Annotated in this window: 7 protein-coding genes; 3 read left to right on the top strand and 4 right to left on the bottom strand. The window is 69.5% G+C overall.

Going from position 1 to position 6,076, the window contains the following annotated elements; translation table 11 throughout:
- Positions 1-5 precede the first annotated feature (5 nt).
- The 3 genes from ACZ67T_RS28530 to ACZ67T_RS28540 form a co-directional block, all read right to left on the bottom strand.
- The gene (locus ACZ67T_RS28530) at positions 6-1,544 is read right to left on the bottom strand and encodes an alpha/beta fold hydrolase (protein ID WP_469987845.1); all 1,539 of its coding nucleotides are present in this window, start codon (positions 1,542-1,544) and stop codon (positions 6-8) included.
- A 380-nt stretch (positions 1,545-1,924) separates the two neighbouring features.
- A complete protein-coding gene (locus ACZ67T_RS28535) occupies positions 1,925-2,305 on the bottom strand; it encodes a hypothetical protein (RefSeq protein ID WP_469987846.1) in 381 nt (126 codons plus the stop codon).
- Between the two features lie 211 nt (positions 2,306-2,516).
- Complete coding sequence (locus ACZ67T_RS28540; RefSeq protein WP_469987847.1) at positions 2,517-2,975, bottom strand: ATP-binding protein; 459 nt, start codon at positions 2,973-2,975, stop codon at positions 2,517-2,519.
- Between the two features lie 316 nt (positions 2,976-3,291).
- Between ACZ67T_RS28540 and ACZ67T_RS28545 the strand changes: the two genes are divergently transcribed.
- The 3 genes from ACZ67T_RS28545 (at position 3,292) to ACZ67T_RS28555 (ending at position 5,307) form a co-directional block, all read left to right on the top strand.
- Positions 3,292-4,158, top strand: a complete 867-nt coding sequence (locus ACZ67T_RS28545) for a helix-turn-helix domain-containing protein (RefSeq protein WP_469987848.1) — start codon at positions 3,292-3,294, stop codon at positions 4,156-4,158.
- Entirely contained in the window at positions 4,155-4,406 is a 252-nt protein-coding gene (locus tag ACZ67T_RS28550; RefSeq protein WP_469987849.1) for a DUF397 domain-containing protein, read from the top strand. The genes ACZ67T_RS28545 and ACZ67T_RS28550 overlap by 4 nt, the downstream gene beginning before the upstream one ends.
- A gap of 85 nt (positions 4,407-4,491) precedes the next feature.
- The gene (locus tag ACZ67T_RS28555; RefSeq protein ID WP_469987850.1) at positions 4,492-5,307 is read left to right on the top strand and encodes an SAM-dependent methyltransferase; all 816 of its coding nucleotides are present in this window, start codon (positions 4,492-4,494) and stop codon (positions 5,305-5,307) included.
- Positions 5,308-5,863: 556 nt separating this feature from the next.
- Here ACZ67T_RS28555 and ACZ67T_RS28560 read toward each other — a convergent pair.
- A partial coding sequence (locus ACZ67T_RS28560) for a DNA-directed RNA polymerase subunit alpha C-terminal domain-containing protein (protein ID WP_469987851.1) occupies positions 5,864-6,076 on the bottom strand: 213 nt, incomplete at its 5' end.

Here is a 6,076-nt window from a genome sequence, read left to right on the forward strand (position 1 = left end):
CCCGGTCACTTCGGGGTGATCGTGAACGGTTGCGGCGTGAGCCCGGCCACGCAACCGGTGTCGGGCGCGGTCGGACGCGCGAGGAACGAGGCCAGCACGCTTTGGGCGCAGGGCGATTGGGGAACCACCCAGTGGGTGATTCCGGGGATGACCACGGAGGTCGAGCGGGACAGCGTACGGGCCGCTCCCTTCGCCCAACTCGCCCCGGTCTTCGCGTCGAACGTCCCGGAGACGAGGAGCGTGGGCACCGCGCTGGTGGTGGCCACCCGCTGGACGGCGGCGCGGTCCGGAACATGCCAGAGCCGGCACACGTCGTACTGGAAGGGCAGCTGCGGCACCTGGGCCAGGACCGTTTCGGGCCGGCCGGGGAAGGCACGGCGCCCCTCCTTCAGCACGTCGGATTCCGAAGAGCCCGGCGCCCATTCGCCGCACGCCACCGATTCCGTCAGCCCGTGCGCGGTCACGCCGACGGCCGCGACCGAGTCGGCCGCACGGGCCCGCGCGAAGCGGCCAGGACGTCCGTGGCTGAGTTCGTCGATCGCCGCCGGGACGTCCTTGGCCTTGACGGCGTTGGCGACGAGCAGGTTCAGCACCGCGCCCCCGTCGAGGACGACCTTCACCGGGTCTCCGCCCTTGGGCGGCTTGGCCTTCAGCGTCAGCGGCTTCGCCTCCAGCCTGCGTACCTGCTCCGTCAGGGTGGGGGCGAGGTCCGGGTAGCGGCGCTTGCAACGGGGCTCGGCCGCGCACGCCTCCAGGATGTTGCCGATCCCCTCATGCGCGCTGCTCCAGCCCCACGGCAGGATCGCGCTCTGTGGAGGTGTGACCGAGTCGATCGCCACCGCGCGGATCCCCTTGGGGTGCAGGCGCAGGTAGGTGAGGGCCAGGTCGGAGCCGTAGGAGTACCCGTAGACGTTCCACCGGGAGATGCCCAGTGCCGTACGCAGGTCGGCGAAGTCCGCGGCGTTCTGGGTGGTGTTGTAGGCGCTCAGATCGACCCCGTCCCCCTTCAGGCGGTCCCGGCATTTCTTCACCGCGTCCAGCATGAGCCGCTGTGCCGCTTCCGAGTCGTAGCCCAGACCGACGGCCTGCGCGTTGAACCGGTCGATCTCAGGGCAGGTGAGGTTGGGCCGGTCGTAGAGGTTTCCGCGCTGGGCCATGATGATCAGATCGCGGTCCTTGTTCAGACCCGAGTCGACCAGGATGGGAATGTCGTCGAAGGTGTCGCCACCGGGGCCGCCTGCCATGAACACCACCGGGTCCGCGGAGGGCTTGGCCGAGGCGGCCTTGATGACGGCGACGGCCAGCTTGATGGTCCGGCCACGGTTCTCGGGGACCTCCAGGTGCCCGCAGCGTGCCGTGCTCAGGGCATCGATCGGCTCGGGTGTCTTCGGACAGGCACCGGGCACGAACCGTGCCGAACCCGCCGGGCCGGGCCCGGCAGTGCGAGCGAGTGGGCCGGCCGCACTGCTCGGTATCGGGCCGAACGCCGCCAGACAGGCCAGAGCGGCCCCGGCAGCCGCCGCATGGAGGCGGTGCTGTCTCATGGGATTCCGTTCCTCTGCCGATGTCGAAGGCTGCCCAGGGGCAACGACGCAGCGGTGTGGGCGGAACACACGCATTTCGAAGGTATCGCGGGGTGCGGACTCACGCACTCCGGCAGCCCACGGCTCTGTGCAGGAGGCCGTCACATGGCGGACGGCGGCGGTGTCAGAGGTCCTGCATACGCCGGAACGGTCGGTCGGCTCCGGCTCGAACACGGCCTCCGACCCGAGGAAAACGGATGCGATTCACGACCGTGATCAGCTGTGGGGCGTCACCCCGCTGTCGTGGAGTCATCAGAACCGCCAGTGGACGGCGACTTGACTGCCTCAAGGCTGCCGTCACTGGCCAGGTGCGTCAAAGATCTGGAGATCGCCGAGCGGGATCACCAGACCTCGTCGCTCCTCGACGTCAAGGGCGCCCAGGTGTACTGGACGCGCACGCCGTGGTCGTGGAGCCAGGCGGTCTCGCGGTGACGGAGTTCGTGCGCGGACTCCGGGGCGATGGCGCTGGGCCAGCGGACGAGCACTGCGGTGACGTGTCCTGTCTGTGCCAGCTGTCTCACACGCCGCCACCCCCGGCGCTGGGCCGGGTCGGGCTCACCGTACGTGTCGGTGACGACCTCGGCGATCGCCAGTCCGCGCTCCTGGGCGAACGCGTGGCCTTCCGTCTGCGCGCACTGCGTGGCAGACCCGGGCGCGCCCCGGGCTCGGTCGGCGCATACGTACAGCACGACAGGAGGAGCGGTTTCGCTGTGGGGGGTCATGGGCGCCTTCTGTAGGTGGATCGAGGAGATGGGGTTCCTCGCCGTGTGAAGGGGACGTAGCGGGGCCGTACGGTGCCGACTTCGTTCTCCGCCGTTGGACGGGGAAACTGCAACTGCTCTGGTGCACAGCAGGCCGGGCCCGGCCACGCTGCATCCGGGCTGTCGCTGCCGGGGCCGGCGCCACATTCGACGACGGCCGGCGCCCATGGCGTCAGGCGTGAGCCGTCAACTCCGCCCAGACGACCTTGCCTTCGGCCCGTGTCGAGCGTGCGGAGCCCCAGCGGTCCGCGATTTGCTGGACGAGGAACAGGCCTCGCCCACTCTCGTCGCCGGGGCCGGCGTGGTTCCCGGGAGGGCCGACCGGGGTGCGGCCGTCGTCGTGGAGTTCGATTCGCAGACGCCCCTCGTCGCCGGTCAGCGTGAGGACACACAGGACATGACCGCTGTCGGTGTGGAGTACGGCATTCGTGGTCAGCTCGGAGACCAACAGAACCGCGTCGCACAGAGCTTCGCCGGGCACCTTCCAGGCACGGAGCCGGTCGCGCACGGTGTCGCGGGCGGATCTCGCGCTGGTGCGCAGGGCGGGCAGGCCGAACCAGTACTCCCGACGAGGCACGGTCAGGGCTAAGGCGGGGGTCGAAGCCGGGGCTGAGGGGGTGGGCAGAGTCACGGATGTCGCCTTCCAGTGCCCTCCGGGGGGCGGGCGCGGAGTGGGGATGCGGGCTGCAGCTCGAGCGGTGAGAGGCGTGTGCCGAGGCAGGCGCCCTGCGGTGGGGTGCCGACGACGGCATCAGCATCACGCCTCCCGTCCGGGCCGGATGCTGCGTCAGAGCTGTGACTTGACCGCTCACATGACAACTATGCGCGTGATCGCTATCACGCTGCAACCGACTCCCTGATAATTTCAGCAGCGCGGGTATCACCCTGGCGTCGTCATCAAGTCACTGCCAGAATGGTGATGTTGATGAAACATCAGGAGGTTGGGCGTGAGTGAGGCCCGTTCCAGCACCAGCGCACCGACAGTCCTGCGCATGATCCTCGGCCGTCGGCTGCAGGACATGCGACTCGGCGCCGGTGCCTCGCTGGAGGACGCGGCGAAAGCACTGCGCGTGAAGACCCTGACCATCCGCCGGCTGGAAAAGGCCGAAGTCGCGCTGAAGCCTCTCTACGTGGAGAAGCTCCTGGAGACCTTCGGCGCGGACCGCCAGGAGATCGACGAGTTCGTCGAACTGGCCGAGCAGGCCAATGAGCCCGGCTGGTGGCACTCCTACCGTGACGCCGTCCCCAGCTGGTTCACCGCCTACGTCAGCCTGGAGACCGACGCCAAGACCCTGCGCACCTATGAACCCCAGTACGTCACCGGCCTTCTGCAGACCCCCGACTACGCCCGCGCCGTGCTGCGCGGAGGGTTGCCGAACGGCAGTGAAGAGGAGCTCGCACGCCGCGTCGAGCTGCGACTGCGCCGCCAGAGCCTGCTGGAGGGGGACGACGCACCCACGTTGTGGGTGGTCATGGAAGAGGCCGTCCTGCACCGGGCGGTGGGCAGCCCCGACGTGATGCGGGAGCAGATCGAGCGCCTCCTGGACGTGTCCGAGCTCGCACACATCAGCATCGACATCGTTCCGTTCACCGCCGGCGCCCATGTCGGGGCGTGCGCCCCCTTCACCTATTTCCGGTTCGAGGAACCCGAGCTGCCGGACATCGTCTACAGCGAACTCCTGTCCGCCTCCGTCTATCTGGACCAGCGCGCGGACGTCGTCGCGCATCTCGAGGCGCATTCCCGCATGGCGTTGCTGACGTCGTCAGAGGACAGCAGGGCGCTCTTGAACCGCATGCGCAAGGAGTACTCATGACGATCACCGACGAGGGCGTGTACAACGGGATGCCGGCCCGCGATCTCGGGGAGCACGGATGGGAGCGCCCGTGGAGCGGGCCGAACGGCGGTCAGTGCGTGGAGGCGAAGCAGCTCGCCGACGGCCGCGTGGCCGTACGGCAGTCGACCGACCCGGCCGGGCCGGCGCTGATCTACACGCCGGAGGAGATCGCCGCATTCGTCCGCGGGGTCAAACAGGGCATGGCCGATCACTTGGCCGCCGGGTGAACCGGCGGCCGGCAGCAGTGGGGACGACGACACCGGTCCCGTCCTTGGCCTGCGGGCCGACAGACACACACCTGAAAGGGAGAACATGACCACCAGGCAGGCCGGCCGGGATCTCGACACGACCAAGGCGCACTCGGCCCGGATGTACGACTACTTCCTCGGCGGCAAGGACCACTTCGAGATCGACAAGGAGGCGGCCCTGGTCGCCGCCAAGGCCCACCCCGGCATCTACATGACCGCCCGCGAGAACCGGGCGTTCATGCACCGGGCCACCCGTGTGCTGGCGCAGGAGCACGGCATCCGCCAGTGGCTGGACATCGGCACGGGCGTTCCGACCGAGCCCAACCTGCACCAGGTCGCCCAGTCCGTCGCGCGCGATGCCCGCGTCGTGTACGCCGACAACGACCCCCTCGTCCTCAAGTACGCCGAACGCCTCATGCGCAGCACGACGCAGGGACGCACGGCCTACGTCGAGGCCGACGCCACCGACCCCGATGCGCTGATGAGCGCCGTGGAAGCCTCGGAGGTCCTGGACTTCGACCAGCCCATCGCCCTCTCCCTCAACGCGCTCATGCACTTCATCACCGACCCGCACGACCCGTACGCCATCATCCGCCGGCTGCTCGACCCGCTCCCGGCCGGCAGCGCCCTCGCCATGAACCACTGCACGCCCGACTTCGACCCCGAGACCTGGAACAAGGTCGCGGAGGTCTACACCAAGTCCGGGTCTCCGGTGCAGTTCCGATCGCACGGCGACGTCCGCCGTTTCTTCGACGGGCTCGACCTGATCGAACCCGGCATCATCTGCTGCCAGCGCTGGCGGCCCGACGGTCCCGCCGACGGGACGGAGCCCACGGACGCCGAGATCAGCCTGCTGGCGGGCGTAGGCATCAAACGCTGACCGGGGTCGGGCCGACAGTCCGGTCGGCTGAGCCCCTGCGTCCGCAGCGCAGTTGCAACTCCGACGTGCGCCAGGTCCGCCCTGCTCGATCACGGCGGGCCCGCACAGCCTCGTGACCGGCGTCCGGCTGCGCACCCTGCACGAAGGTCACGCCTGCGAGGCCCGTCCCTCACGCAGGTTCCGGCGTCGGTCAGTCGCCGACCGGCCGGTGGTCCTGCGCCGGGCAAGCCGCATGTGCCGTCTCCCCGATGGCAGCGGCCGGAGTGTGGGGGTCCGTGCCGGTCCGTGCCACTGCGGCATCTGAAGGACTGAGGTTCCGGCCCCTTGGACTTGCCGCCGTCGGACAACCCCGCAGGCTCCCGTTGCCCCGGAGTCAACGGACCCACGGCCGCATCGAGCAGCGTGAGCCGGTGAGGTCTGCAGTGCAATGCCCGGGTGCCCAAGGGGCCGGGCAGCGCGCGATGTCACAAACGTGCCGAGCACGCGGACACCGTCGCACCGTTCACCCGGCTCCTCTTGCCCTCCCGGCTCCCTGGCGACTCGCCCAGCGCAGCTGTCAGTACTGCTCGGTCTCCTCGAACCCGGCGTCCCCGGCGTCCCCGTCGTCCTCCGCGTCGAAGGCGCCGACGGCAGTGGTCGGGTCGAACCCGGGCGGGCTGTCCTTGAGGCCCAGACCCATGCCGGCCAGCTTCGCCTTGACCTCGTCGATCGACTTCGCACCGAAGTTGCGGATGTCGAGCAGGTCCGCCTCGGAGCGGGCGACGAGCTC

It is taken from the genome of Streptomyces sp. NPDC107517, from assembly GCF_055582645.1.

Coding starts and splice junctions, on each gene's coding strand:
- ACZ67T_RS28535 (WP_469987846.1), bottom strand. CDS start 2,305: ATGACCCCCCACAGCGAAACCGCTCCTCCTGTCGTGCTGTACGTATGC.
- ACZ67T_RS28550 (WP_469987849.1), top strand. CDS start 4,155: ATGACGATCACCGACGAGGGCGTGTACAACGGGATGCCGGCCCGCGAT.
- ACZ67T_RS28530 (WP_469987845.1), bottom strand. CDS start 1,544: ATGAGACAGCACCGCCTCCATGCGGCGGCTGCCGGGGCCGCTCTGGCC.
- ACZ67T_RS28555 (WP_469987850.1), top strand. CDS start 4,492: ATGACCACCAGGCAGGCCGGCCGGGATCTCGACACGACCAAGGCGCAC.